Source organism: Janibacter sp. YB324, from assembly GCF_014217915.1.
GTDB classification, from domain to species: domain Bacteria; phylum Actinomycetota; class Actinomycetes; order Actinomycetales; family Dermatophilaceae; genus Janibacter; species Janibacter indicus.
The window spans coordinates 2,113,204-2,137,294 of sequence record NZ_CP060120.1; the positions used below are offsets into that span (position 1 = coordinate 2,113,204).

Below are 24,091 nucleotides of genomic sequence, written 5' to 3' on the forward strand. Positions count from 1 at the left end.
GTCGACCGCATTGGTTTATTTTGAGGCCAGTTAACCTATGATGTTCACATGACTGCGGTCGCCACCCTCATCGGAGACGTCGTCGGCTCTCGCTCCGTCGCCGACCGACACGCCCTGCACGCGCGCCTCGAGGAGGTCCTGGCCGATGTCAACACCCGCACCGAGCCGCTGCAGGCCCTGCGGCTGACCGTGGGCGACGAGTTCCAGGGGGCCTGGCGCCGCCGCGGCGAGGCTGCTCACGCTGCACTCCTGCTGCGGGTCGGGCTGCTGCCCGAGGTCGAGACCCGCTACGGCCTCGGCCGCGGCGAGGTGACCGCACTCAGCGACGACGGGAACATCCAGGACGGCCCCGGCTGGTGGCAGGCACGAGAGGCGATCTCCCTGGCCAAGGCCGACGAGGAGCGTGCTCGCGGCGACGCCCGGGTCGTGCGCACCCGGTGGGTGGAGGACTCCCCCACCGGGCTGGCCCTCGACGCAGCCCTGCGGCACCGCGACCTGCTCCTCGCCGACCTCGACGAGCGGTCCAGACGCCTGCTGCGCGGCCTGCTCGCCGGGTCCACCCAGCGCGCCCTCGCCGAGGCCGAGGGCATCAGCCCGACCGCCGTCTCCCGACGCGTGCGCCGTGACGGCCTCGACCAGGTCGTCACCCTCGACGCCGAGCTGGCGGCCCTCGCATGAGCGTCCTCGCCGCCCTCCTCGTCGCGGTCGGGGCCACCGACCTGCTCCGCAGCCTCGGACCGCACCCGGCACGACCCCGCGAGACCCGGGGCGTCCCCGCAGCCGGGCTGCTCCTGCTCGCCCTCGTCGCCGCAGGTGCAGGGCTTCTCGCGACGTGGGGCGGTGTCGCGCTCACCGCTCTGGCGGCCGTCGGGCTGCTCGCGTGGACGGTGACGGCGGAGCGGGCCGACGCCGGTCACGGGCACGGGCTGGCTCTCACGACCTTCGTCGTGGCCGTCGCCGTCCAGCTCGCCGCCTCGGGCTGGGCCCCGCCGGTCAGTGGGTGGCTCGCCGACTGGCTCACGTGGAGCGCACTGCCGTGGCAGCCCTCCCCGGACCGCGCCCTGCTGCTCGCCGGGCTCGTGCTCGTGCAGCTGGCCACGGGCAACCGGTTGGTCCGGCTCGTCCTGGTCACCACCGGCGCCCTGCCGCCTGTGCCCGTGGCGGGTGCGGTCGAGGGACAGCTGCGCGGTGGCCGTCTGCTCGGGCCGCTCGAGCGACTCTTCATCCTCGGGCTGGGGCTGGCCGGGGAGCTCACCGCGGCCGGTCTGGTCATCGCGGCCAAGGGTCTGATCCGCTGGCCCGAGCTGAAGTCCCACGCCCGCAGCGACGACGAGCGTCGCGTCTCCGACATCGACCGGGTGACCGAGTACTTCCTCGTCGGCAGCTTCGTCAGCTGGCTCGTCGCGCTCGGCGCGCTGCTGCTCGCCGCCTGAGCGCGAGCGCGGCCGACAGGATGAGTGCCTCCTGGCTCACCGTGGTGGTGACCACCCGGCACTCGGTCTACCCGACGGCCGGCGTGCACGTCGTCGACGCCGCGTAGGTCCGCGAGCCCCCTGACAGGCATGGGTGTGATGGGCGTGTGGGAGGACGTCACCCGCGCCAGATCCCTTGTCCTGCAGACCCCTACGGGTTGCTGCTGTCCCTGCCTTCGACCGTAGCAATGGCCGGCGGGTCCTGCAGGACGAAGGGGGCTCGGCTCCCCCTTCGCGCCCTCCGTATGCTGACGCCGTGCCCATCCTCAGCGAGACCCACGACGCCGTCACCACCCTGACGATCGATCGCCCGCACCGCCGCAACGCGCTCGACCTGGCCACGCTCGAGGAGCTGCACTCGGCCGTCGTCGCGGCGGTCGACGGCGGGGCCCGTGCGCTCGTCCTCACCGGGGCCGAGGGGCACTTCTGCGCGGGTGCCGACCTCACCGAGCTCGAGGACGTCTCCTTCACCGTGCGGCTGGCCGAGGTCCTTCAGCACCTCGCCGCCGTGCCGATCACGACCATCGCCGCGATCTCCGGGTCGTGCATGGGGCTGGGCATGCAGCTCGCGGTCGCCTGCGACCTGCGGGTGGTCGGCGAGCGGGCCCGCTTCGCCGTGCCCGTCGCCAAGCTCGGCCTCATGGTCGACCAGTGGACGCTCGACCGGGTGGCCCGCTTCTGGGGCGAGGGTGCCGCGCGGCACATGGTGCTCACCGCGGCCGTGCTCGACGGCGACGACGCGTGGCGGCTCGGCTTCGCCCAGCTCCGCGGTGACCTCGACGCCGCTCTCGACCTGGCCCGGTCGGCCGTGCCCCTCGCGCCGCTGTCGCAGGCCGGGTCCAAGATCGGCATGAAATCCAGCCCCGCTCCCGACGAGGCCTACTCCGCGGCCTTCTCCCGGGCCTGGGCCAGCTCCGACCTCGCGGAGGGGCAGCGCGCCTTCGGCGAGCGCCGCACGCCGCGCTTCGAGGGACGCTGATGGTGGCCGCCGACGCGAGCGTGCGCACCGCCGGGCCCGACGACGCCCCGGCCGTCGGCCGGGTCCAGGCACTCGTCTGGCAGCAGGCCTACGACGGCGTCGTCCCGCCGCAGGTGCACGCGAGCTTCGACCCACGCGCCTTCGAGTCCGCGTGGCAGGAGTCCCTGCGCACCCCACCGTCCGGCGTCTACCGGCTGCTCGTGGCGTGCGCCGGTGACGAGGTCGTCGGCTTCGCCTCCATCGGCCCGAGCCAGGACCCCGACGCCGGCCAGACCACCGGCGAGATCTCCGCGCTCGGGATCCACCCCGGCCACCGGCGCCAGGGCCACGGCTCGCGGCTGGTCAACGCCGCGGTCGACCTGCTGCGCGAGGCCGGTGCGGAGCACGTGGCGACGTGGTGCCTCGTCGAGCACGAGGACCTGCGGGGGTTCCTCACCGGCGCCGGCCTCGTCCCCGACGGCGCCTTCCGCGACCGCGTCGTCTCCCCCGACGGCCACACCGCGCGGGAGGTGCGGCTCGTCGCGGCACTGACGGACTCGCCGTCGTGAGCGCGACCCCCTTCGCCGCGGAGCAGGCAGCCGCCCGCCGGCAGGGCATCTCGGTCGGTCTCGCCACCGGTGTCTACGGGGTGAGCTTCGGCGCCCTCGGCATCGCCGCCGGGCTCGACGTCTGGCAGACCGTCGCGCTCTCGCTCCTGCTCTTCACCGGCGGGTCGCAGTTTGCCCTCGTGGGCATCATCGCCTCCGGCGGCAGCCCGATCACGGCCGTGGCGACCTCCACCCTCCTCGGGATCCGCAACGGCCTCTACGGTCTCCAGCTCGCCCGCGTCCTGCGCCTCACGGGATGGCGAAGGGCGGGCGCCGCGCACCTGACGATCGACGAGTCGACGGCGGTCGCGCTGGCCCAGGAGGAGCCGGAGGTGCAGCGCACCGGCTTCTGGGCCGCAGGTCTGGGCGTCTACGTCTTCTGGAACCTGTCGACCCTCGTCGGCGCCCTCGTCGGCAATGCCATCGGCGACCCGCGGGTGTGGGGTCTCGACGCCGCCGCCGCGGCGGCCTTCGTGGCGCTCATCTGGCCGCGCCTGAGGGATCGCACCGGTCAGGTCACCGCGGCTCTAGCCGCCCTGATCGCGCTGATCAGCTTCGCCCCGATGCCTGCGGGCGTCCCGGTGCTGCTCGCGGCCGTGGCGGCCGTCGTGGTCGGCCTCGCCTCCGCCGGGCCGAGCAGCGCCCACGACATCGAGCAGCCCGAGGGGGACCTGCTGTGAGCGCCACGGCCCTGTGGGTCTGCGTCCTGGCCGCGTGCATCCTCGGCTACGCCACGAAGTTCGTCGGCTACCTCGTGCCGGAATCGCTCGTCGACGGACGGCGCCGGTCCAAGGTCATCGGGCTGCTGCCCGTCGCCCTCCTGGCGGGACTCGTCGTCACGCAGACCGCCGGCGGTGACGACGGGATCGTCATCGATGCCCGACTCGCCGCCGTGGCCCTGGCGGTCGTGCTGCTGTGGCTGCGGGCCAACTTCGTCGTCGTGATCTTCGCCGCCGCTGCACTCGCCGCGGGCCTGCGCGCCCTCGGCTGGGGCTGACCGGCGCAGACCCGTCGGGACGGCTCACGGTCAGGCAGCGGGCGGTCAGAGACCGAGGACGTGCTCCAGGCCCACGGTCACACCCGGGTGCTTGCCGACCTCACGCACACCGGTGAGGACCCCGGGCATGAAGGAGACCCGGTCGAAGGAGTCGTGACGGATCGTCAGCATCTCGCCCTCGTTGCCGAGCAGCACCTCCTGGTGGGCCACCAGACCGCGCAGGCGCACCGCGTGGACCGGGACGCCCTCGACGCTCGCGCCACGGGCACCGTCGGGGTCCTCGGTCGTCGCGTCGGGGACCGGCCCCAGCCCGGCCTCGGCGCGCGAGGCGGCGATCAGCTCCGCCGTGCGGGTGGCCGTGCCGCTCGGTGCGTCGACCTTGCGCGGGTGGTGCAGCTCCACCACCTCGACCGACTCGTAGAAGCGCGCCGCCTGCTTGGCGAACTGCATCATCAGCACGGCACCGATGGCGAAGTTGGGGGCGATGAGCACGCCCACTCCCCCCTTCGCCTCGACCTCGGTGCGCAGCTGGGTGGCCCGGTCATCGGTCCAACCGGAGGTGCCGACGACGACGTGGACACCCCGCTCGACGCAGTGGCGCACATTGCGCTCGCTCGCGGCCAAAACGGTGAACTCGACGACGACGTCGGCACCGCCGAGGTCGCCGAGGTCGTCGCCCTCGTCGAAGCGCCCGACCAGCTCGAGGTCCGACGCGCCGTCGACCGCCTCGCAGGCCGTCACACCCATGCGCCCCTTGGCGCCGATCACTGCCACCTTCATCGTCATGGGGGTCAGCCTACGAAGACGCCCGATCAGCGGCTCACCCGGCGCGTCGTTCACCTTGTGTTCACCTTGGTGTTAGTGTCGTAGGTGAACAGAACATGAACAGGAGGTGTCCGACATGACCGTGACGACCATCAAGAGCACCCGCACCGCCCCGAAGCTGATCTGCACCTGGGTCGCCGTGCGCGGCAAGGACGGCCGGACCCGCATGGAGATGCGCTGGATCGACGAGACCCGTCGCACCGCGCGCCACGCGGCCTGACCGAGCGACCGCTCCCCCACGCCGGGAAGCCCCCGCCACCGCACGGTGCCGGGGGCTTCCTCATGCCCGACCAACCCACTCAGCGGGGGAATTCGAGGACCCTCTCCCCGTCGCTGCCGATGACCGAGGGCGCCCCCGAGTCGGGGATGAGGATGGCAGCCGACAGCAGGTAGTGCTCGTCGTAGACCAGGTCACGGTGATGGGGACCGTGGATCTTGCGCTCGCGCGTTGCCTGCTTCCACTCGAATCCCTGCTCGAGGTACAGGTTGCGCTCCCACTGCTTGTTCGTGATGACGAGCAGACCCTGCTTGACACGCAGCACTCGCACCGGGCCGTCCTGCTCCGTGCGCCCATCGGCACGGCCGCCCCAGGGGCTCACCGAGTGGTCGCCCGGCGACGTCGAGCAACTGCGGACCGGAGACGATGACCGGCTTGGCGTCGGGCACTGCCTCGGGCTCACCGCCCCAGGTGTCGTCCGGTCCGAGCAGAACGGTGACCGTCGCGCCGGCGATGACGAGCAGCACCGCGATGAATCCGACGAGCAGGCGTAGCGGCTTCAGGGTTCCCCCCTGGGGTGTGGCGTGAGTTCGGCGCCGTCGCAACGACGTTCGCCCCACGGTATGAGCGACGCGCCGGTTGTGCGCGTCGCTTGTCCACAGGCGAGGCCGCGTGGGTGATGATGGACCCCCACCAGAGAGACACCCAGGGAGATGGCGCATGAGCACCGGTCGATCCACGACATCGCCGCTCGTCGGCGTCTCCGTCGTCGTGACGATCGCGCTCCTGGCGGCCTGGCTGGGGTGGTTGGGATACCAGGCGGCCACCCGCCCCGACCCCCGCCCCCTGACCTTCGCCGAGCAGGTCGAGGCGATCCCGGGGGTCAGCGAGGTCGAGGTCGACAGCAACCCGGTGCCCGGCAGCGGGCGCATCCGGACCGTGACGTCGGAGGTGGTCTTCGACCAGGCCATCCTCGACACCCCGTCCGCGTCGGCGACCCGCCTGGCCAACGTCTCCCACGGCTGGAGCGGCTCCGACTGGTCGATCCGCGGTCTCGACTCGACCGCCGACGTGCACTACCTGGCGCCCGTGGACAAGGCACCCATCGCCTGGTGGCTCGAGGGGGTCGCGCTGCTGCGCGAGCAGCACCCGGGCTCCACCCTCGACTGCACGATCCGCTCCGGCTCGCTCGACTGCAAGGTCAGGGGCGGCAATGCGCCCGCCGCACGAGAGGCCCTGCAGAGCATCGACACCGAGGCCGTCGACCGGTGGGTCGAGAACTCCCACCCCTCGGGTGGCCAGCCACGCGGCTTCACCCTGCGCTGAGCCGGAGCCACGCGCTCGCCCCGTGCCGCGCCCTCATCCGCGAGCACGACGAAGGGGGCCGACCCTCCAGCTGGAGGATCGGCCCCCTTCGTCAGGAACCGTGCGGTCAGTCGTCCTGCGACTCGCCCGCGTCGGCCGACTCGGTCTCGGCGGACTCGCCGGAGTCGTTGTCGCCACGGCGGCGACGACGGCGACCGCCGTCACGGCCACCCTCACGGCGACCACCGCGGCCACCCTCGTCATCGCCCTTGGAGCCGGCGGCCAGCTCGGCCTCCTGCTCCGGGGTGAGGACGGCGGCGAGGCTCAGCTTGCCGCGGGGGTCGATCTCCTTGAGCTCGACCTGGACCTTCTGGCCCACACCGAGGATGTCCTCGACGGCGTCGATCCGCTTGCCACCGACGAGCTTGCGCACCTCGGAGATGTGCAGCAGGCCGTCCTTGCCCGGCGTCAGCGAGACGAAGGCGCCGAAGGTCGTCGTCTTGACGACGGTGCCGAGGAAGCGCTCGCCGACCTCGGGCATCTGCGGGTTGGCGATGGCGTTGATCGCGTTGCGCGCAGCATCGGCCGACGGGCCGTCGACCGCACCGATGAAGACGGTGCCGTCGTCCTCGATGCTGATGTCGGCGCCGGTGTCGTCCTGGATCTGGTTGATCATCTTGCCCTTGGGCCCGATGACCTCACCGATCTTGTCGACCGGGACCTGGACGGTGATGATCCGCGGCGCGGTCGGCGCCATCTCGTCGGGCGCGTCGATGGCCTCGTTCATGACGTCGAGGATGTGCATCCGCGCGTCACGGGCCTGGGTCAGCGCACCGGCGAGGACGGAGGCCGGGATGCCGTCGAGCTTGGTGTCCAGCTGGATGGCCGTGACGAACTCGCGGGTACCGGCGACCTTGAAGTCCATGTCGCCGAAGGCGTCCTCGGCACCGAGGATGTCGGTGAGCGCCGCGTAGCGGGTCTCACCGTCGACCTCGTCGGAGACCAGACCCATGGCGATGCCGGCCACGGCGGCGCGCAGCGGCACACCGGCGTTGAGCAGCGACATCGTCGAGGCGCAGACCGAGCCCATCGACGTCGAGCCGTTGGACCCGAGGGCCTCGGAGACCTGGCGGATCGCGTAGGGGAACTCCTCGCGCGGGGGCAGCACCGGCAGGAGCGCACGCTCGGCGAGCGCGCCGTGGCCGATCTCGCGACGCTTCGGGCTGCCGACCCGGCCGGTCTCACCGGTCGAGTAGGGCGGGAAGTTGTAGTTGTGCATGTAGCGCTTCTTGGTGACCGGCCCGAGCGAGTCGATCTGCTGCTCCATCTTGAGCATGTTGAGCGTGGTGACACCCAAGATCTGGGTCTCGCCGCGCTCGAAGAGCGCCGAGCCGTGCACGCGCGGCAGGACCTCGACCTCTGCGCCCAGGGCGCGGATGTCGGCGAGGCCACGGCCGTCGATGCGGACCTTGTCGCGCAGGATGCGCTGGCGCACCTGCGCCTTCTGCACCGAGCGGTAGGCCGCCGAGAGCTCCTTGTCGCGCCCGAAGAACTCGCCGGGAGCCTCCTCAGTGCCCGCGAGCGAGGCCTTCATGGCCTCCTTGATCTCGTCGAGGCGCTCCTCGCGCTCGGCCTTGCCGGCGATCGTCAGCGCGGTCGCGAGGTCGGCCGAGGTGACCTGCTCGACGGCGGCGTAGGCGTCGTCCTGGTAGTCGAGGAAGATCGGGAAGTCCTCGACCGGCTTGGCGGCCGCCCGGGCCAGCTCGGCCTGGGCGTCGCACAGGACCTTGATGAAGGTCTTGCTGGCCTCGAGCCCCTCGGCGACGACCTCCTCGGTCGGCGCGGTCTTGGCCTCGTTCTTCACGAGGTTCCACGTCGACTCGGTGGACTCGGCCTCGACCATCATGATCGCGACGTCGTCACCGACGACGCGGCCGGCGACGACCATGTCGAAGGTCGAGCGCTCGATGTCGCTGAAGTTGGGGAAGGCAACCCACTGGCCGTCGATGAGCGAGACGCGGACGGCACCGATCGGGCCCGAGAAGGGCAGGCCGGAGATCTGCGTCGACGCCGAGGCGGCGTTGATCGCCAGGACGTCGTACTGGTGGTCCGGGTGGACCGACAGCACGGTGATGACGACCTGGACCTCGTTGCGCAGACCCTTCTTGAAGGTCGGGCGCAGCGGGCGGTCGATGAGGCGGCAGGTGAGGATGGCGTCCGTGCCCGGACGACCCTCGCGGCGGAAGAAGCTGCCGGGGATGCGACCGGCGGCGTACATCCGCTCCTCGACGTCCACCGTCAGCGGGAAGAAGTCGAAGTGGTCCTTGGGGGTCTTGCCGGCCGTCGTGGTCGACAGGAGCATGGTCTCGCCGTCGAGGTAGGCGCTGACCGCGCCTCCAGCCTGCTTGGCGAGGCGACCGGTCTCGAACCGGATGGTGCGGGTGCCGAACGAGCCGTTGTCGATGGTGGCTTCGGCGGCGGTGATCTCAGGACCCTCCATCGGGTCCTCCTTTTCTCTCTGCGAACCGGGAGCATCGTCGTTGTGCCCCGGTAGGTCTTCTGCTGTGACGATCTTCAGTTGTGGGTCTCTTCAGTTGTGCCGAAGGGAGATTCCCCCCGGATACGCGAAGAAGCGGCCCCCTTGGCGGGAACCGCTCTCCACGAAGCTGTTATCGGCGAAGGCCGAGGCGCTTGATCAGCGCACGGTAGCGCTCGATGTCGGTGCTCTCCAGGTAACGCAGGAGGCGGCGACGACGACCGACGAGCAGCAGCAGGCCGCGGCGGCTGTGGTGGTCGTGCTTGTGCTCGCGGGAGTGCTCGGTGAGGTCCTTGATGCGCTGGGTGAGCAGCGCGACCTGCACCTCGGGGGAGCCGGTGTCGCCCTCGACGGTGGCGTACTCGGCCATGATCTGCTTCTTGACGTCAGCGGTCAGCGGCATGCTGCGACACTGCTCCTTCTCTGGGGTTGTTGCGCGGCGCGCCCGGGCTGGTTCACCGGGGCTCTGTGGATCCGCGGCCGATTCTCACGGCAACCGTTGAAGATTAGCAGCGAGTTCCGCCGGGGCCCTAATCCGCAAGAACCGACGCTGCGCCCCTAGCGTGGCTGTCACGTCCCCGAGGGAGAGGTTGACCATGAGCTCATCGACGACGGCGACACCCGGCGCGTACCACACGGCGAGGGTCATCCAGCTCGCCCTGGTCGCAGCCCTCGGCGGCTTCCTCTTCGGCTTCGACACCGCCGTGATCAACGGGGCGGTCGGGGCCATGCGCGAGGACTTCGGCATGCCCTCGGCCCTCACCGGGTTCGTCGTCTCCTCGGCGTTGCTGGGCTGCATGCTCGGCGCCTACCTCGCCGGGCGGATCGCCGACCGGATCGGCCGCATCCGGATCATGGTCATCGCCTCCGTGCTCTTCACCCTCTCCGCGATCGGATCGGGCCTGGCCTTCGGGCCCGTGGACATGATCTTCTGGCGGGTCGTCGGCGGCGTCGGCGTCGGCGCCGCCTCGGTCATCGCCCCCGCCTACATCGCCGAGATCTCCCCCGCCGCGATCCGGGGTCGGATGGGGTCGCTGCAGCAGCTGGCCATCGTCACGGGCATCTTCGTCGCGCTGCTCTCCGACTTCGCCATCGCCGCGGCGGCCGGCGGCTCCAACGAGCCGATGGCCTTCGGGCTCGACGCGTGGCGCTGGATGTTCCTCGCCGAGGCCCTGCCGGCGGTGGCCTACGGCGTCCTGGCCGTGACGATCCCGGAGTCGCCGCGCTTCCTCATCAGGGTCGGGGACGAGCAGCGCGCCCGGGACGTCCTGGGCCAGGTCCTCGTCGACGGCATCGACACCCGGATCAGCGAGATCAAGCGGACCATCGTCCGCGAGGCCCGCTCCTCGTTCGCCGACCTGAGGAAGCCCGGTGGCGGGCTGCTGCCGATCGTCTGGATCGGCATCGCCCTATCGGTCTTCCAGCAGTTCGTCGGGATCAACGTCATCTTCTACTACTCGTCGACGCTGTGGCAGTCCGTCGGCTTCACCGAGGACGACGCGCTCAAGCAGACCGTCATCACGTCGGTCACCAACATCGTCGTCACCCTCGTCGCCATCGCGCTCATCGACAAGATCGGCCGCCGCCTGCTGCTGCTCATCGGCTCGACCGGGATGACGGCCAGCCTGGGGGTCATGGCGTGGATCTTCAGCCAGGCCCGGCTCGTGGACGGGCAGCCCAACCTGACCGACGACGCCGCGCTCATCGCGCTCGTCGCCGCCAACGCGTTCGTCGTCTTCTTCGGGGTCTCGTGGGGGCCGGTCGTCTGGGTGCTGCTCGGCGAGATGTTCAACAACACCATCCGTGGCCTCGCGCTCGGGATCGCCGCGGCCGCCCAGTGGCTGGCCAACTTCGTCATCTCGACGACCTTCCCCTCGATGGCCGACGTGGGGTTGTGGTTCGCCTACGGCTTCTACACCGTCTTCGCGCTGCTCTCCCTCCTCTTCGTCCTGCGCTTCGTGCCGGAGACGAAGGGGGTCGAGCTGGAGGACATGGCCTGAGCCGCCTCCCCGGGCACCGCCTCCCCGGGCACGACGAGGGGCCCCGGGATCCGTCCCGGGGCCCCTCGTCGCGTGGGTCAGAGGTTGATCATGTGCCCCGCGATGCCCTCGACGGCCTCCTTGACCGCCTCGGACAGGGTCGGGTGGGCGAAGACGTTGCGGGCGACCTCGTCGGCGGTGAGGTCCCACTTCTGCGCGAGCGTGAGGACCGGCAGCAGCTCGGTGACGTCGGGGCCGATCATGTGGGCGCCGATGATCTCGTTGTGCTCGGCGTCGGCGACGACCTTGACGAAGCCGACCGCGTCGCCCAGGCCCATGGCCTTGCCGTTGGCGGTGAAGGGGAAGGTCGCCGTCTTGACGTCGAAGCCCTTCTCCTTGGCCTGCTCCTCGCTGTAGCCGAAGGACCCGATCTGCGGGTGGCAGTAAGTCGCGCGCGGGATGAAGTCGTAGTCGACCGGCATCGTCTCGGCGCCGTTCATGTGCTCGGCGGCGACGACGCCCTGGGCCTCGGCGACGTGGGCGAGCATGAGCTTGGCCGTGCAGTCACCGATGGCGTAGACGTTGTCGACGTTGGTGCGGCAGTACTCGTCGATCTCGATGGCGCCGCGCTCGGTGAGCTGGACACCGATCGACTCCAGGCCGTAGCCCTGCGTGCGCGGGGCGAAGCCGATCGCCGACAGGAGGCGGTCGGCCTCGAGGACCTGCACGTCGCCGCCCTTCGCCGGGGTGACGGTGACCTTGACGCCGGAGCCGGTGTCCTCGACGGACTCGACCTTGGTGCTCGTCATGACCTTGACGCCGAGCTTCTTGTAGTGCTTGGCCAGCTCCTTGGACACGTCGGCGTCCTCGGTGGGGACCATCCGGTCGAGGAACTCGACGATCGTGACGTCGACGCCGAAGTTCTTGAGCACGTAGGCGAACTCGACGCCGATGGCGCCCGAGCCGGCGATGATGATCGAGCCCGGCAGGTCTTCGTCGAGGATCTGCTCCTCGTAGGTGACGACGTTCTTGCTCACCTCGACGCCGGGGAGCATGCGGGTGGTGGCGCCGGCGGCGATGATCAGCTTGTCGAAGGAGACGGTCTTGGTCTCGCCGTCGTTGAGGGCGACGTCGACGGTGTTGCCGGAGGTGATCGTGCCCCAGCCGTCGATCTCGGTGATCTTGTTCTTCTTCATGAGGAAGTGGACGCCCTTGACGATGCCGGCGCTCACCTGGCGGGAGCGCGCGTGCGTCGGGCCGAAGGACATCGTGGCGTCGCCCTCGATGCCGAACTTCTTCTTGTCATGGGTCAGGGTGTGCGCGAGCTCGGCGTTCTTGATGAGCGCCTTGCTCGGGATGCAGCCCACGTTGAGGCAGACACCGCCCCAGTACTTCTTCTCGATCACCGCGACCTTGTTGCCGAGCTGCGCGGCGCGGATCGCCGCCACATAGCCACCGGGTCCAGCACCGAGCACAACGACGTCGAAATCAGCCATGTCCGACAGCCTAGCCATGACTGCGTTACCTTCGGCACACAGCCCTGATCACGACGACGTGGACGAAGGAAAGGATGAGCGAGCGCAGCGCATCGAGCACCGTCATGGACGAACGGGACGGCGTCACGACGGTCCGCACCGACCCCGGTCGTCCCCCCGTCGCCGTCCGCACGCCACACACGGTGAGCGGAAGGGAGAAGCTCGTCTTCGCGCTCATCGCCCTGCTCGGGGCGGTCGGCTGGACGATGATCGCCGTGGTCCGGGGCGAGCACGTCAACGCCGTCTGGTTCGTCTTCGCCGCAGTGTGCACCTACATCATCGGCTTCCGCTTCTACGCCCGGCTCGTCGAGTACAAGGTGCTCAAGCCGCGCGACGAGCGCGCCACTCCCGCAGAGGAGTTCGAAAACGGCAAGGACTTCATGCCGACGGACCGGCGGGTGCTCTTCGGGCACCACTTCGCCGCGATCGCCGGTGCCGGGCCGCTCGTCGGCCCCGTGCTCGCCGCCCAGATGGGCTACCTGCCGGGCACCCTGTGGATCGTCGTCGGCGTGGTCTTCGCCGGAGCGGTGCAGGACTACATGGTCCTGCACCTGTCGATCCGACGCGGCGGACGCAGCCTCGGGCAGATGGCCCGCGACGAGCTCGGACGGGTCGGGGGCACCGCCGCGATCGTCGGCGTGCTCGCCATCATGCTCATCCTCATCGCCGTCCTGGGCATCGTCGTCATCGGCGCCCTGGCCCACTCCCCCTGGGGTGTCTTCTCCATCGCGATGACGATCCCCATCGCGCTCTTCATGGGCCTGTACCTGCGCTACCTGCGGCCCGGCGCGGTCGGCGAGGTCTCGCTCATCGGCGTGGCCCTGCTCGTCGCGGCCATCATCGGTGGCGGCTGGGTCGCCGAGCACCCGACGCTGTCGCAGACCTTCACCCTCGAGCCGATCACGCTGGCCTGGCTGCTCATCGGCTACGGCTTCGCCGCGTCGGTGCTCCCGGTCTGGCTGCTCCTCGCCCCCCGTGACTACCTGTCGACCTACATGAAGGTCGGCACGATCGCGCTGCTCGCGATCGGCATCCTCGTCGCGCGCCCCGAGGTGAAGATGCCGGCGGTCACCGAGTTCGCGTCGACGGGCACCGGTCCCGCCTTCGCCGGGTCGCTCTTCCCCTTCCTCTTCATCACCATCGCCTGCGGCGCCCTCTCCGGCTTCCACGCGCTGATCTCCTCGGGCACCACCCCCAAGCTCATCGAGAAGGAGAGCCAGGCCCGCTTCATCGGTTACGGCTCCATGCTCACCGAGTCCTTCGTCGCCGTGATGGCGATGGTCGCGGCCGTGAGCATCGACCAGCACATCTACTTCGCGATGAACGCCCCGGTCGCGCTCACCGGTGGCGAGCCGGGCAGCGCCGCCGACTACGTCAACGGCCTGCCGCTCAGCACCCCGTCGGGTGGGCCCGTGCCACCGGTCGACGCGGCCACCCTCCAGCAGGCCGCGGACAGCGTCGGCGAGGAGACGATCATCTCCCGCACCGGCGGCGCCCCGACGCTCGCCTTCGGCATGAGCGAGGTCATGAGCGTCTTCGGTGGCGAGTCGCTGAAGTCCTTCTGGTACCACTTCGCGGTGATGTTCGAGGCGCTCTTCATCCTCACCACGGTCGACGCCGGCACTCGCGTCGCGCGCTTCATGTTCTCCGACGCCCTGGGCAATGTCCCCGGCATGGCCCGCTTCAAGGACCCGTCGTGGCGCCCGGGCGCCTGGCTGTGCAGCCTCATCGTCGTCGCCGGGTGGGGGTCGATCCTCGTCATGGGCATCCTCGACCCGCTCGGCGGTATCTACACCCTCTTCCCGCTCTTCGGCATCGCCAACCAGCTCCTGGCGGCGATCGCGCTGGCGGTCGTCACGACGATCATCGTCAAGCAGGGCAACCTGCGCTGGGCGTGGATCCCGGGCATCGCGCTCGTGTGGGACCTGCTCATCACCCTGTGGGCATCCGCTCTGAAGATCTTCAGCAGCAACCCCAAAGATCGGCTACTTCGCGCAGCGTGACGCCTTCGTGGAGGCGCGCGACAAGGGCGAGCTGCTCACCGGCGCCGCGTCCCCGGCCGACATGGACAAGATCATCTTCAACTCGCTCGTCCAGGGCACCCTGTCGATCGTCTTCGCCGTGCTCGTCATCATCGTCGTCGCCGCGGCCGTCGTCGTCCTGGTGCGCGCCGTGCGCAACGGCGGGCTACCGACGAGCGAGACCGAGGGCGTCCCGTCGCGGATCTTCGCGCCCTCGGGCCCGATGGCCACCCCCGAGGAGAAGCAGGTCCTCGCCGAGTGGCGGGAGGCGGGCCTGGAGCCCTCGCCCGCCGCCAAGGGCGGCCACTGATGAGCGCGGCGACGGCCACCCCCTTCGACGTGGTGCGGCGGATCGGCCGCTTCGTGTCGGGGGTGACCGGGGCCGACCGCTACGAGCGCTACGTCGAGCACCTGCGCCGGGTGCACCCGGAGCGGCCGGTGCCGGCACGGGCCGACTTCTGGCGGGCCCACTACGCGGAGCAGGAGCGCAACCCCGGCACGCGTTGCTGCTGAGTCACTCCTCGACGCCCGCGAGCTCCTCGTGGATCTCGCGGGCGATCGGCGCGGCGGTCGCACCACCGGTGCCGCCCTGCGAAACGACGACCGCGACGACATAACGCGGTCTGGTGGTCGGGGCGTACGAGACGAACCACGCCGTGTCCTCCTTGCCGTAGACCTCGGCCGTCCCGGTCTTGCCCGCGACGGGCCACTGCCGCAGGGGGAACCCGGAGAAGGCCGACCGGGCGGTGCCGCCGGGGCGGCTCACGACATCGGCCAGCGCGGTGCGCAACAGCTCACCGGACTCCCCCGGGAGATCGACCTCACGGGTGGCCGGGGCGTCGACGCCGGTGCGCGTACCGTCCGACGCGATCGTCGCCCGCACCAGGTGGGGGCTGGGCTCGGTGCCGTCGGTCGCGATCGTGCCGTAGACCTGCGCCATCTGCAGCAGGGTGGCGGTGACGTCGCCCTGACCGATCGACAGGTTGGCCTCGTCGCCGGGACGGAACTGGTAGCCGCTGTCGCAGTTCTCCTGCGCGAGGGCGGTCAGGTAGTCGCGACGAGAGCGATCGGAGATCTCGGGGTGGCCCCGCCGGGCCTCGGCGCAGGAGGCGTCCTTGGTGCTCTCCCACCACTCACGCTTCCACGCCCGACCGGGGATGCGGCCGGCCGACTCGGCCGGCAGGTCGATGCCGGTCGTCTCCCCCAGCCCGAGGTCGCGGGCGGTGTCGATGAGGGCATCGCCGTCGTCGTCCCGCGCCGAGAGACCGCCCTGGTCACGCCAGACGTCCTCGGCGACCCGGTAGAACACCGTGTCGCACGAGACCTTGATCGCCTCGCGCCAGGTGATCCAGCCATAGGCGCGCGACTCGAAGTTGTTGAAGGTCCGGTCCCCGATGCGGTGCGAGGCGGTGCAGTTGACCTCGTCGTCGAGGTCGGCCCCGGCCGCGACCGCTCCCGGGAGCGTCACCGCCTTGAAGGTGGATGCCGGAGGCTGCGCCACGCCGGTGACCCGGTCGATGAGCGGGCTGCGGTCGCCCGTCGTCAGCCGCTCGTACTCCCCCTGCGAGACGCCCTCGGACCACACGGAGGGGTCGTAGGTCGGCACGCTCGCGGAGGCGACGACCCCGCCGTCGCGCAGGTCGAGGACGACCGCGGCCGCTGTGTCCGCCCGGTGCCCTCGGTCCCGCGCCTGCCGTACGCCGTCGGCGAGAGCCCTCTCGGTGGACTTCTGGACGGGCAGATCGAGGGTGGTCACCAGGTCCGCCCCGGGGACGGGGTCGGTGCGGGAGAGCTCCTCGACGGCGACGCCTCGGGCATCGACGCGCACGACCCGATCGCCCGGCGTGCCACGCAGCTGCGCGTCGTACTGCCGCTCCAGGCCGGTGGCCCCCACGAGGTCGTCCGCGGTGATCGCCCCATCGGATGCCTCGACCGTCTCGGCGTCGGGCCTGGCGAGGTACCCGGTGGTCTGCGGCGCGCCGCCCCCCGCGGCCCTCGGGTAGGCCCGCACGGGTTGGCTCGTCACGGCCACCCCCGGGTAGAGCTCGGGTCGCTCGGTGACCGCCGCGGCATCTCGCGCGCTGACGTCCTCGGCAATCGGCACCGGCACGAGGGCCGAGCCGGACCAGCACGACGGCGGGTCGGCGGCCCCCGGCGCCCCGCAGAGGGTCGTGCGGCCCCACAGCCGGTCGAAGGGGAGGTCCAGCGCCTCGGCGAGACGTCGCACCGTGGCCCGCCCGCCGTCCTCGGCGTCGGCCAGGGTCCGGCGGTCGATGGTGATGTCGGTGCGCGCCGCGTTGTCGACGAGCGGGCGACCGTCGCGGTCGAGGATGCGCCCGCGCAGGGCGGGCAGGTGCACCGTCGGCGTGCCCGGCCCGGCAAGGGTGGCGTCCCCGGCCGGGTGGTCGGTCAGCTGGAGCTGCCCGAGGCGCCCCAGCAGGACCCCGGCCAGCAGGGTGAGGACGGCCAGCGAGGCGAGCATCCGCAGCTGGAGGCGAGGGCCGCGACGGGGCGTCCGGACGCGGCTGACCGACCGGCCCCCGCGCCTCACGCCCACCGCCGGGTGACGAGGGCGGCTTCGAGCCGCTCGACGAGGCCGACGAGCACGAGCCCGAGGGTGGCGGTCGCGAGGACCTGCCAGGCCAGCGCTGCCCACGCGACCGGCCGCGCGCTGCCGAGGTCGACGAGCACGGGGGCGATGCGGGTGACGACGAGTGCGAGGGCGACCACGGGCACCGGCCACCACCACGGGTGCCCGGAGCGGCGCCGCGCGAGTCCGGCCACCCAGCCGGCCGCGGCGTAGCCGAGGGCGGTGAGCCCGAGCGGCGCGGCGACCGGGGGCGCGAGGTCGAGCAGCCAGCCGCCGAGCAGCCCGACGAGGGCCCCGGAGCTCGACCCCGCCGACAGCGCCACCCCGACGACGACGATGACGACGAGGTCCGGTGGCGCGAGGACGCCGCGCGCGCCGAGCGCCAGCACGACGACGAGCGCCAGCCCGAGGAGGACGAGGCGCACGGGCCAGCGCAGACCCGTCACGGGGTTCGTCCGCTCGTGCGGCCGGGACCGGTGACGACGGCGACGACGTCGATGGTCGCCAGGTCGACGGCGGGGCGCACCACCGCGGTGTCGGTGAGCCGGCCGGGAGCCCGCTCGACGCGGGTGACCTCGCCGACCGCGATGCCCGGAGGGTAGGGGCGCGAGCCCGGGCTGCCGAGCGTGGTCACCGCGTCGCCGGCACGCACCCGGTCACGGGTCAGCTGGCTGATGACGAGCTCGTCCGCGCGGTGCGCGGTCGTCGGGTCCGACCCCGACAGGGTGCCGATGACCCCCTTCGCGCCGGTGCGCACGCCCACGCCGGACCCGGGGGACCCGATGACGCTCACGTCGGCGCTCCACTCCCCGACCGAGACGACCCGGCCCACGAGCCCGTCGGGTGCCACGACGGCGGAGTCGGTCCGCACTCCGTCGCGACGGCCCACGTCGAGGGTGATCCGCTCCGGCCCGGAGGTGCCGGCGCGGTCCAGCGCGACGACGCGGGCGGTGACAGAGGGCAGCTCGCCGGTGTCGAGCTCGGCCACCTGGTCGCTCGTGCGCTCGCGGTCGCGCAGGCGGCGCACCTCCTCGGCCAGCCGGACGTTGTCGGCTCGGACCCGGTCGGTCTCGTCGGCCCGCGGGGCCACGAGCCGCTCGACGGGCCCGAGCACCGCGTCGCCGATGCCGCGCACGGGGCCGAGCGGTGCGCCGGCGAGGTCGGCCAGGAGGACGAGGACGGTGAGCGCCAGCAGGGCCGGCAGGACGCGGCGACGCATCAGAAGCGGTAACCGTCGACGAGCACGGGCTGCAGCGCGGCGAAGTCGTCGACGCAGCGTCCGGCTCCGCGCACGACGGCCCGAAGGGGGGCCTCGGCCACCGTGACCGGGACCCCGAGCTCGTGGCGCAATCGCGCGTCGAGACCGCGCAGCAGTGCTCCGCCGCCGGTGAGGGTCACGCCGCGCTCGAGGACGTCGCCGGCGAGCTCGGGCGGGCACCGGTCGAGGACGTCGCGCACGAGGCCGACGATCTCGCCGACCGGGCCGGCGATGGCCCGGCGGACCTCGGCCGAGCCGACGTCGACGGTCTTGGGCAGGCCGGTCACGAGGTCGCGCCCGCGCACCCGGGTGCTCACCTCGCGGGCCAGGGGGAAGGCCGAGCCGACCTCGATCTTGATGTGCTCGGCGCTGCGCTCGCCGAGCAGCAGGGAGAGGTTGCGGCGCACGTGCTCGACGATCGCGTCGTCGATGGCGTCGCCGGCGGTCCGGGTGCTGCGCGAGGCGACGATGCCGCCGAGGGCGATGACGGCGACGTCGGTCGAGCCGCCACCGATGTCGACGACCATCGAGGCCTCGGTGTCGGTGACGGGCAGACCCGCGCCGATGGCCGCGACCATCGGCTCCTCGACGAGGAAGACCCGCCGGGCCCCGACCCGCAGGGCGGCCTCCTCGACCGCACGGCGCTCGACGCCGGTGATGTCGCTCGGGATGCACACGACGACCCGGGGACGGAAGACGCTCGACATGCCCACCCGGTCGGTGAACCACCGCAGCATCTGCTCGGCGGCGTCGGGCTCGCTGATGACCCCGGCACGGAGCGGACGCACGGCCCGCACGGCGCCGGGGGTGCGGCCGAGCATCTCCTTGGCCCGGGTTCCGGCTGCCACGAGGCCGCCGGTCTCGGCGCTCACGGCGACGACGCTCGGCTCGTCGAGCACGACGCCGCGCCCCTGCTGGTGGATCAGGGTGTTGGCGGTCCCGAGGTCGATCGCCAGGTCGCGCGAGAAGCGCAGGCGCGCCCCTCGCGCAGGCCCGGCCACTGTCAGAGGCTCGGGAACCAGATGCCGATCTCGCGGGCGGCCGACTCCGGGGAGTCGGAGCCGTGGACGATGTTCTCGTCCACGGTGCCCGCCCACTTGCGACCGAGGTCGCCGCGGATGGTGCCGGGGGCGGCCTCCGTCGGCTTGGTGGCGCCGGCGAGCGAGCGGAAGCCCTTGATGCACTCCTGGCCCTCGATGACGACGGCCGCGACCGGTCCGGAGGACATGAACTCGAGCAGGGGCTCGTAGAAGGGCTTGCCCTCGTGCTCGGCGTAGTGCGCCGCGAGCTGGTCGCGGGTCGGGGTGACCACCGCGAGCGCGGCGAGGGTGTACCCCTTCGCCTCGATCCGGCGGATCACCTCGCCGGTGAGGCCACGGCGAAAGCCGTCGGGCTTGACGAGGATGAGGGAGCGTTCGGTCTGTGCAGTCTCGGTCACGGGGCCCAGCGTAGTCACGCGGAGATCGTGCCCGTACCGAGCAGGGCGAACAGGCCGAGCGCCAGGAGGATCCGGTAGATCATGAAGGGCGTGAAGGTGTGCGTCTCGATGAACCTCATGAACCACGCGATGACGGCGTAGCCGACGATGAAGGCGATGATCGTCGCGGCGATGATCGGGCCCCAGCCGGTCTCACCGGTGCCCTCGCCGCCGGCGACCTTGACGACCTGCAGGCCGCCGGAGGCGACGACCGCGGGGATGGCCAGCAGGAAGCTGTAGCGGGCGGCCGTCTTGCGGGTGTAGCCCATGAAGAGGCCACCGGCGATCGTGCCGCCGCTGCGGGAGACGCCGGGGATGAGCGCCAGTGCCTGCCAGAGGCCGTACATGATGCCGTGCTTCCAGGTCAGGTCGGTGAGCTCGCGGCGCTGGGTGCCGACGCGCTCGGCGGCCATGATGACCAGGGCGAAGACGAGCAGCATCGTCGCGGTGATCCACAGGCTGCGCAGGGTCGACTCGATCTGGTCCTGGAAGAGGAGACCGAGCAGGCCGATGGGGATCGTGCCGATGATGACGAGCCACCCCATGCGCACGTCGGGGTCGTCCTGGGCGACCTTGCCCGCGAGGGCGAGGAACCACTTGCGGATGATCGTCGTGATGTCGTTCCAGAAGTAGATGACGACGGCCAACTCGGTACCCAGCTGGGTGATCGCGGTGAAGGCCGCGCCGGGGTCCTCCTGCCCGAGCAGCTGGCCGACGATGGAGACGTGGGCACTGGAGCTGATCGGCAGGAACTCGGTCAGGCCCTGGACGAGGCCCAGGATGATCGCGGTCAGGTAGTCCACGGGGGTCAGCTCTCCTGCTCGGTGAGGGCGCGGGCGGCCTGCTCGCGCTCGATGCGTCGGCCCAGGCGCTGGCAGTAGCCGTAGAGCACCGCGAAGATCGCGCCGACGAGGAACATCATGGGCACGAAGACTCCGGACAGGATGGACAGCACCTGCACGACCCATCCGAGCGCGGGCCCGAAGGATCGTCGCATCAGCCCGGCCGCGAGCAGCGCGAGGACGGCCAGTGCACACAGCAGGACGAAGGGGGTCAGCCCCGCCACCACCGGCGCCTGGTCCGGGTCGAGGCCGCGGCTGGTCAGCGCGCCGAAGAAGATGACGAGTGCCTGACCGCCCACGACGGTGGCGAGCATCCGCCACGTGAACTTGCCTGCGGGGCGCGGCTGCTGGTCGGGAGTCACGGTCGACAAGGGTAGGTCAGTCCTCGTCCTCCACCTCGACGGGCACCTCGACCGGCGGCGCGACGGGGCGCTCGACGTCGGTGACCCCGAGCAGGAGACGGACCTCGCCGACGGTGACGATCGACCCGGTGGCCACGACACCGCCGGCCACTCCCCCGTCATCGGCCAGCTGGGCCGCCCGGTCGAGCGCATCGGGCAGCTCCTCGACCACGGTGACGCGGTGGTCGCCGAAGACCTCGGCGGCGATCTCACCCAACCGGTCGGGCCGCATCGCCCGGGGCGAGGTCGAGCGGGTGACGACGATCTCGTCGAGCGCGGGCTCCAGGGCCTCGAGGATCCCGACGACGTCCTTGTCCTTGAAGATCGAGACGACACCCACCAGATGTGTGAAGGTGAAGGAGTCCTTGAGCGCGGCGGCGAGCACCCTGGCCCCGTGCGGGTTGTGGGCCGCGTCGACGAGGACCGTCGGGCTGCGCCGGACGATCTCCATCCGCCCTGGCGAGGTGGCCGCGGCCAGGCCCGCCGCGAGGACCTCTTCGCCCAGGGGCTGCTCTCCCCCGCCGACGAAGGCCTCGACGGCGGCGACCGCGAGGGCGGCATTGCCGGCCTGGTGCTCGCCGTGGAGGTTGAGCAGCAGGTCCGGGTGGTCACCGGCGATGCCGCGCAGCGAGATCATCTGACCGCCGACGGCGACCTCGCGGGTGAGGACACCGAAGTCCAGGCCCTCGACGAGCAGCCGGGCGCCGACCTCGTCGGCCCGGTCGCGCAGGATCGTCAGGACCTCTTCCTCCTGCGGGGCGCTGACGACGATGGCGTCCGGGTGGATGATCCCCGCCTTTTCGGTCGCGATCTCCTCGATGGTGTCGCCGAGGAAGTGCTGGTGGTCGATGCCGACGGGCGTGATGACCGCGACGTCGGCCTCGACCACATTGGTCGCGTCCCAGGAGCCGCCCATGCCGACCTCGACGATGGCCACGTCCACCGGCGCGTCCGCGAAGGCCGTGTAGGCGAGCGCGACGAGCACCTCGAAGTAGGTCATCCGCGGCCCACCGTCGGAGACCGACCGGGTGTCGACCGCGTCGACGAAGGGAGCGATGTCGGCCCACGCGTCGAGGAAGGCCTCGCGGGAGATCAGCTCGCCGCCGATGGTGATCCGCTCGCGGATGTCCTGCAGGTGCGGCGAGGTGAAGCGCCCCGTCTTCAGGCCCGACTCCCGCAGCACCGACTCGATGATCCGCGCCGTCGAGGTCTTGCCGTTGGTCCCGGTGACGTGGATGACGGGGAAGGTGCGCTGCGGCTCGCCGAGCAGGTCCATGACCGCGCGGATCCGGTCGAGGCTCGGTTCGAGGTCGTGCTCGGGAGCGCGGGCGAGGATGCCGTCCTCGACCTCGCGCATGCGCTTGCGCAGCTCGAGGGAGGCGGCGGCCTGCCGCTGGGCGGCGTCGGGGGCGGGACTCATGCGCCCGATTGTCGCACCCGTCAGCCCTCCCTCCGGGCACGCAGGACGACGTCGTGGACGTGGTGCGTCGAGACGGCGCCGGCGGGGCGCTCCCTTCGCTCGTGGGTCTCGATGACCCAGCCCGATGCCTCGGCCAGGGCGGTGGCGAAGGCCTCGACGTCGACATAGGCCTCGTGGTCGAAGGGCCGGGTCTGCTCGGGGTCGGCCGCGGCGGCTCCCATGTCCTGCGGGTCGTGGGCGATGACGAGCAGCGTGCCGCCCGGGGCGACCGCGTCGAGCAGGTGGGCCACGCCGCGATCATCGGGGGTGCGCGGGATCGAGGCATAGGCGGCGGTGACGAGGTCGTAGCGCGTCCCGGCGAAGGGAGCGGCCGCGTTGGCGTCGGCCTGCAGGAGGGTGACGTCGAGGCCGCGCTCGGTCGCGGCCGACCGGACCCGCTCGAGGGCGAGGGCCGAGATGTCGTTGGCCGTCACCCGCCAGCCGTGCTCCGCGAGCCAGAGGGCGTCACCCCCTTCGCCGGCGCCGACGTCGAGTGCGCTGCCGGGGGTCAGGTCGGCGACCTCGGCGACGAGCGAGCCGTTGGGGTTGCCGCTCCACTGCAGGTCACCGCTGTAGCGGCCGTCCCAGTCCGCGGCGTGCGCACTCGGCCGGGCCGCCCGCTCGAGGTCCTCGTGCGCCAGGTCGAAGCTGACCATGGAGCCCACGCGGCTGCCGGCGGCCGCGGTCGGGAGCACCTGGAGCATCGGCTCGGCGAGGGTGCCGGCGGCGTAGAGGCCGGGCACGGCTGTGGCCCCGGTCATCGGGTCCGCCTCGACGTGCGTCGCGACGCCGCTGGGGTGCGCGGCCGCCTCCAGGCCGACTCCGGCGAAGGGGGCGACCCGGGCGTGCAGGCGGGTGCCGACGAGGATCGTGTCGGCCGCGATCTCGGACCCGTCGGAGAGCCGGATGCCGCGCAGACCACCGGCCGCATCGCTGACGACGGCCGCAGCCGGCTGGACGACGACGGTTACGCCGGCGTCGCGCAGGGTCTGCAGCTGCGGCTCGTCGGCGTCGACACCCGCGTGGATGAGCACCGTGAGGTCGGCGGTGAGCTGGCGCAGCAGCGGGAGCGGGTGCAGCCCCATCGGCGAGGTGACGAGCGCGACGATGCGTCCGTCGCGTGCCTCGTAGCCGTGGCAGAAGGGGCAGTGGATGACCGCGCCGCCCCAGTGCTCGGCGAGGCCGGGCACGTCGGGCAGCTCGTCGGTCAGGCCGGTCGCGGCGACGACCCGTCGCGCGTGGACGACGTGCCCGCCGGTGAGCTCGAGGCGGAAGCCGTCGTCCTCGCGCGTGACGTCGAGGACCCGTCCGGTGAGGACCTCGGCCCCGTAGGAGCGCACCTCCTCGCGCGCGATCCGCAGGAAGTCCGCCGGCGGCCGCCCCTCGTGCCCGAGGTAGCTGTGCATGTGGGCGGCCGGCGCATTGCGCGGCTCGCCGGAGTCGACGACGAGCACCGAGCGTCGCTGCCGGGACAGCTGCAGGGTCGCCGCGAGGCCGGCGGCGGACCCGCCGACGACGGCGACGTCGACGTGCCGCTCGATGACGGGGTGGCTGTGGGCGGCGGAGTCGTGGACGGCGGGGTGCGGGGGCAGTGCGCTCATGACGCCCACG

General features: G+C 71.8%; 24 protein-coding genes and 1 pseudogene. 11 read left to right on the forward strand and 14 right to left on the reverse strand.

All coding sequences use genetic code 11. The features are described from left to right. The first annotated feature begins 48 nt into the window (after positions 1-48). The 6 genes from H7A72_RS10240 to H7A72_RS10265 all read left to right on the forward strand — a co-directional run bounded on the left by H7A72_RS10240 (position 49) and on the right by H7A72_RS10265 (position 4,035). The gene (locus H7A72_RS10240) at positions 49-678 is read left to right on the forward strand and encodes a SatD family protein (RefSeq protein WP_185220463.1); all 630 of its coding nucleotides are present in this window, start codon (positions 49-51) and stop codon (positions 676-678) included. Beyond that, complete coding sequence (locus tag H7A72_RS10245) at positions 675-1,433, forward strand: hypothetical protein (RefSeq protein WP_185220464.1); 759 nt, start codon at positions 675-677, stop codon at positions 1,431-1,433. The genes H7A72_RS10240 and H7A72_RS10245 overlap by 4 nt, the downstream gene beginning before the upstream one ends. A gap of 295 nt (positions 1,434-1,728) precedes the next feature. Then, positions 1,729-2,451 (forward strand): enoyl-CoA hydratase-related protein, encoded by a 723-nt coding sequence (locus H7A72_RS10250; RefSeq protein WP_084451326.1) that lies wholly within the window; start codon positions 1,729-1,731, stop codon positions 2,449-2,451. Continuing rightward, positions 2,451-2,999, forward strand: a complete 549-nt coding sequence (locus H7A72_RS10255) for a GNAT family N-acetyltransferase (protein WP_084451327.1) — start codon at positions 2,451-2,453, stop codon at positions 2,997-2,999. The genes H7A72_RS10250 and H7A72_RS10255 overlap by 1 nt, the downstream gene beginning before the upstream one ends. Beyond that, positions 2,996-3,718 carry an AzlC family ABC transporter permease gene (locus H7A72_RS10260; protein ID WP_185220465.1) on the forward strand — a complete coding sequence of 241 codons (723 nt, stop codon included), beginning with the start codon at positions 2,996-2,998 and terminating at the stop codon, positions 3,716-3,718. Before H7A72_RS10255 ends, H7A72_RS10260 begins: the two co-directional genes overlap by 4 nt. Further along, positions 3,715-4,035 (forward strand): AzlD domain-containing protein, encoded by a 321-nt coding sequence (locus H7A72_RS10265; protein WP_185220466.1) that lies wholly within the window; start codon positions 3,715-3,717, stop codon positions 4,033-4,035. The genes H7A72_RS10260 and H7A72_RS10265 overlap by 4 nt, the downstream gene beginning before the upstream one ends. A 45-nt stretch (positions 4,036-4,080) precedes the next feature. Here H7A72_RS10265 and dapB read toward each other — a convergent pair whose 3' ends face one another. Next, on the reverse strand, positions 4,081-4,821 hold the full coding sequence (gene dapB, locus H7A72_RS10270) for a 4-hydroxy-tetrahydrodipicolinate reductase (RefSeq protein WP_084452361.1): 741 nt from the start codon (positions 4,819-4,821) through the stop codon (positions 4,081-4,083). 115 nt (positions 4,822-4,936) lie between these two features. Between dapB and H7A72_RS10275 the strand changes: the two genes are divergently transcribed. Then, the gene (locus tag H7A72_RS10275; RefSeq protein ID WP_185220467.1) at positions 4,937-5,080 is read left to right on the forward strand and encodes a hypothetical protein; all 144 of its coding nucleotides are present in this window, start codon (positions 4,937-4,939) and stop codon (positions 5,078-5,080) included. A gap of 79 nt (positions 5,081-5,159) precedes the next feature. Here H7A72_RS10275 and H7A72_RS10280 read toward each other — a convergent pair whose 3' ends face one another. Then, entirely contained in the window at positions 5,160-5,408 is a 249-nt protein-coding gene (locus tag H7A72_RS10280; RefSeq protein WP_143445597.1) for a hypothetical protein, read from the reverse strand. A 389-nt stretch (positions 5,409-5,797) separates the two neighbouring features. Between H7A72_RS10280 and H7A72_RS10285 the strand changes: the two genes are divergently transcribed. Next, complete coding sequence (locus H7A72_RS10285) at positions 5,798-6,403, forward strand: hypothetical protein (RefSeq protein ID WP_185220468.1); 606 nt, start codon at positions 5,798-5,800, stop codon at positions 6,401-6,403. 106 nt (positions 6,404-6,509) lie between these two features. Here H7A72_RS10285 and H7A72_RS10290 read toward each other — a convergent pair whose 3' ends face one another. Both H7A72_RS10290 and rpsO read right to left on the reverse strand, forming a co-directional pair. Further along, positions 6,510-8,882 (reverse strand): polyribonucleotide nucleotidyltransferase, encoded by a 2,373-nt coding sequence (locus tag H7A72_RS10290; protein ID WP_084452357.1) that lies wholly within the window; start codon positions 8,880-8,882, stop codon positions 6,510-6,512. 169 nt (positions 8,883-9,051) lie between these two features. Further along, the gene (rpsO, locus tag H7A72_RS10295) at positions 9,052-9,321 is read right to left on the reverse strand and encodes a 30S ribosomal protein S15 (RefSeq protein ID WP_072625011.1); all 270 of its coding nucleotides are present in this window, start codon (positions 9,319-9,321) and stop codon (positions 9,052-9,054) included. 193 nt (positions 9,322-9,514) lie between these two features. Between rpsO and H7A72_RS10300 the strand changes: the two genes are divergently transcribed. After that, positions 9,515-10,918, forward strand: a complete 1,404-nt coding sequence (locus H7A72_RS10300) for a sugar porter family MFS transporter (protein WP_185220469.1) — start codon at positions 9,515-9,517, stop codon at positions 10,916-10,918. Between the two features lie 77 nt (positions 10,919-10,995). Here H7A72_RS10300 and lpdA read toward each other — a convergent pair whose 3' ends face one another. Continuing rightward, positions 10,996-12,393 carry a dihydrolipoyl dehydrogenase gene (gene lpdA, locus H7A72_RS10305; protein WP_185220470.1) on the reverse strand — a complete coding sequence of 466 codons (1,398 nt, stop codon included), beginning with the start codon at positions 12,391-12,393 and terminating at the stop codon, positions 10,996-10,998. Between the two features lie 104 nt (positions 12,394-12,497). On the opposite strand from lpdA, the pseudogene H7A72_RS10310 reads away from it, so the two are divergent. Together H7A72_RS10310 and H7A72_RS10315 are read left to right on the forward strand one after the other, a co-directional pair. Continuing rightward, positions 12,498-14,763 (forward strand): annotated as a pseudogene (locus tag H7A72_RS10310) (carbon starvation CstA family protein). Then, positions 14,763-14,966 (forward strand): YbdD/YjiX family protein, encoded by a 204-nt coding sequence (locus tag H7A72_RS10315; RefSeq protein ID WP_072625014.1) that lies wholly within the window; start codon positions 14,763-14,765, stop codon positions 14,964-14,966. The pseudogene H7A72_RS10310 and the gene H7A72_RS10315 overlap by 1 nt, the downstream one beginning before the upstream one ends. Position 14,967: 1 nt before the next feature. On the opposite strand, the gene mrdA is transcribed toward H7A72_RS10315, so the two are convergent. The 9 genes from mrdA to H7A72_RS10360 form a co-directional block, all read right to left on the reverse strand. Then, entirely contained in the window at positions 14,968-16,935 is a 1,968-nt protein-coding gene (mrdA, locus tag H7A72_RS10320) for a penicillin-binding protein 2 (protein WP_185220471.1), read from the reverse strand. 65 nt (positions 16,936-17,000) lie between these two features. Then, on the reverse strand, positions 17,001-17,489 hold the full coding sequence (locus H7A72_RS10325; RefSeq protein ID WP_072625016.1) for a hypothetical protein: 489 nt from the start codon (positions 17,487-17,489) through the stop codon (positions 17,001-17,003). Further along, positions 17,486-18,262, reverse strand: a complete 777-nt coding sequence (gene mreC, locus H7A72_RS10330; protein ID WP_084452345.1) for a rod shape-determining protein MreC — start codon at positions 18,260-18,262, stop codon at positions 17,486-17,488. Before mreC ends, H7A72_RS10325 begins: the two co-directional genes overlap by 4 nt. Continuing rightward, positions 18,262-19,302: a rod shape-determining protein gene (locus H7A72_RS10335; protein ID WP_305066827.1), complete on the reverse strand. Its 1,041-nt coding sequence runs from the start codon at positions 19,300-19,302 to the stop codon at positions 18,262-18,264. Before H7A72_RS10335 ends, mreC begins: the two co-directional genes overlap by 1 nt. A gap of 2 nt (positions 19,303-19,304) precedes the next feature. Beyond that, positions 19,305-19,739 carry a nucleoside-diphosphate kinase gene (gene ndk / locus H7A72_RS10340; RefSeq protein ID WP_084452341.1) on the reverse strand — a complete coding sequence of 145 codons (435 nt, stop codon included), beginning with the start codon at positions 19,737-19,739 and terminating at the stop codon, positions 19,305-19,307. A 14-nt stretch (positions 19,740-19,753) separates the two neighbouring features. Continuing rightward, positions 19,754-20,581: an undecaprenyl-diphosphate phosphatase gene (locus tag H7A72_RS10345; protein ID WP_185220472.1), complete on the reverse strand. Its 828-nt coding sequence runs from the start codon at positions 20,579-20,581 to the stop codon at positions 19,754-19,756. Between the two features lie 5 nt (positions 20,582-20,586). Then, positions 20,587-20,982: a DUF4233 domain-containing protein gene (locus tag H7A72_RS10350; protein ID WP_185220473.1), complete on the reverse strand. Its 396-nt coding sequence runs from the start codon at positions 20,980-20,982 to the stop codon at positions 20,587-20,589. A 16-nt stretch (positions 20,983-20,998) separates the two neighbouring features. Then, positions 20,999-22,441, reverse strand: coding sequence for a folylpolyglutamate synthase/dihydrofolate synthase family protein (locus H7A72_RS10355; protein WP_185220474.1), 1,443 nt, complete (start codon positions 22,439-22,441; stop codon positions 20,999-21,001). Between the two features lie 20 nt (positions 22,442-22,461). After that, the gene (locus H7A72_RS10360; protein WP_185220475.1) at positions 22,462-24,081 is read right to left on the reverse strand and encodes a bifunctional NAD(P)/FAD-dependent oxidoreductase/class I SAM-dependent methyltransferase; all 1,620 of its coding nucleotides are present in this window, start codon (positions 24,079-24,081) and stop codon (positions 22,462-22,464) included. Between the last annotated feature and the right edge of the window lie 10 nt (positions 24,082-24,091).

What these genes read in the sequence shown, in the direction of transcription:
- H7A72_RS10240 (WP_185220463.1), top strand. Translation starts at nt 49, where the DNA reads ATGACTGCGGTCGCCACCCTCATCGGAGACGTCGTCGGCTCTCGCTCC.
- H7A72_RS10245 (WP_185220464.1), top strand. Translation starts at nt 675, where the DNA reads ATGAGCGTCCTCGCCGCCCTCCTCGTCGCGGTCGGGGCCACCGACCTG.
- H7A72_RS10255 (WP_084451327.1), top strand. Translation starts at nt 2,451, where the DNA reads ATGGTGGCCGCCGACGCGAGCGTGCGCACCGCCGGGCCCGACGACGCC.
- dapB (WP_084452361.1), bottom strand. Translation starts at nt 4,821, where the DNA reads ATGACGATGAAGGTGGCAGTGATCGGCGCCAAGGGGCGCATGGGTGTG.
- H7A72_RS10275 (WP_185220467.1), top strand. Translation starts at nt 4,937, where the DNA reads ATGACCGTGACGACCATCAAGAGCACCCGCACCGCCCCGAAGCTGATC.
- H7A72_RS10285 (WP_185220468.1), top strand. Translation starts at nt 5,798, where the DNA reads ATGAGCACCGGTCGATCCACGACATCGCCGCTCGTCGGCGTCTCCGTC.
- H7A72_RS10290 (WP_084452357.1), bottom strand. Translation starts at nt 8,882, where the DNA reads ATGGAGGGTCCTGAGATCACCGCCGCCGAAGCCACCATCGACAACGGC.
- rpsO (WP_072625011.1), bottom strand. Translation starts at nt 9,321, where the DNA reads ATGCCGCTGACCGCTGACGTCAAGAAGCAGATCATGGCCGAGTACGCC.
- H7A72_RS10300 (WP_185220469.1), top strand. Translation starts at nt 9,515, where the DNA reads ATGAGCTCATCGACGACGGCGACACCCGGCGCGTACCACACGGCGAGG.
- lpdA (WP_185220470.1), bottom strand. Translation starts at nt 12,393, where the DNA reads ATGGCTGATTTCGACGTCGTTGTGCTCGGTGCTGGACCCGGTGGCTAT.
- H7A72_RS10315 (WP_072625014.1), top strand. Translation starts at nt 14,763, where the DNA reads ATGAGCGCGGCGACGGCCACCCCCTTCGACGTGGTGCGGCGGATCGGC.
- mrdA (WP_185220471.1), bottom strand. Translation starts at nt 16,935, where the DNA reads ATGCTCGCCTCGCTGGCCGTCCTCACCCTGCTGGCCGGGGTCCTGCTG.
- mreC (WP_084452345.1), bottom strand. Translation starts at nt 18,262, where the DNA reads ATGCGTCGCCGCGTCCTGCCGGCCCTGCTGGCGCTCACCGTCCTCGTC.
- H7A72_RS10355 (WP_185220474.1), bottom strand. Translation starts at nt 22,441, where the DNA reads ATGAGTCCCGCCCCCGACGCCGCCCAGCGGCAGGCCGCCGCCTCCCTC.
- H7A72_RS10360 (WP_185220475.1), bottom strand. Translation starts at nt 24,081, where the DNA reads ATGAGCGCACTGCCCCCGCACCCCGCCGTCCACGACTCCGCCGCCCAC.